This is a genomic window from Flavobacterium sp. (assembly GCF_003525665.1).
GTDB lineage: Bacteria > Bacteroidota > Bacteroidia > Flavobacteriales > Flavobacteriaceae > Flavobacterium.
On record NZ_DQDX01000051.1, the window covers coordinates 28,866 to 30,041 of the forward strand.

The 1,176-nt window shown below is 32.7% G+C and carries 1 protein-coding gene; it reads right to left on the bottom strand.

The annotated features are described in order from the left end of the window. Nucleotides 1-111 precede the first annotated feature (111 nt). On the bottom strand, nucleotides 112-1,176 hold a 1,065-nt coding region (locus DIU01_RS03570; RefSeq protein ID WP_290831873.1), incomplete at its 5' end, for a WD40 repeat domain-containing protein.

Sequence of the window (1,176 nt, forward strand, 5' to 3'; positions counted from 1 at the left end):
AACGAAAACGATGTAATTGATTTTAATAAATTGCAAAAGCGATGTAAAAAAACATCGCTTTTAAAAACAAACTAACAAATTTTATTTTGACTTTCATTTACTGTAAAAGAATTAATTGGCTTTCCAAAGATTAATTATACCTTGACCGCCACTAGAAACTAATGTTTGATCATCTGGGCTAAAAACAACAGATTTAACATAACTTTTATGACCTACAAACTCTTTTAAGAGATTTCCTGTAGCGATTTCCCATATTTTGACAGAATGATCAAAATTTCCTGTTGCCAGTTTTAGACCATCATGGCTTATGGCTAGGCATTCTATACTTTGCCCATCAATAATTGTTTGTATAAGCGAGCCATTGTTTGTATTCCATATTTTGATAATTCCTTGATAGGGATCTTTATTAAAACCTCCTGTAATTATTGTTTTACCATCAGGAGTGAATGCCACATCGTTTGCATATTCTACATCTTTTTGATAATTATGAATGTCAAAATTGCGTATTTTAACTCCGCTATTCGCATCCCAAAGAGAAATATCCTGATTCTCTGAAACAGAAATAAGAGATTGATTATCAGGACTAAAAGCAATAGAAATTATATTACCTATTCTTGAGATTGGTATTACTAATACATTACTTGAATTGGTTTCAGAAATAGATAATGATCCGTAATGACCAAGTGCTATTAGATTACCATCTGAGCTAAATTCAAAAGAATAGGCAACACCTGCTTTGTGAAATATTTTTATTTGTTTGCTAGTAGCAACCTCCCAAAGTTTAGGTGTCGAATTTTTTTGACCAGATATAAAAGTTTTACCATCAGGACTGTAAGCAACTCCAGAGGTAGGCCATACTGCTCCAGCACTGTTTTTAGTTCCAGGAAAATTTTTAGTTTGAGTTCGGGTGGCAATATCCCACACTCTTACTTCGCCATCATTACCCGATGATAATATTTGCTTTCCATCGGGACTAACACAAACGGTATTTATGGTGCCATTATCATTAACATTCCCAGTAGAAAGGGTTGCAAAAGGGCTTGCTTGAGAGACACTTATTGTTTTTTGGGTATTTGTTTTTTTGACTGTTTTACTCTTTTTTTTCTGAGCTTGCATATTTGTTACTCCAAAGAATAAAATAAATAAGAGGATTGTTTTTTTCATGATTGTTAATCT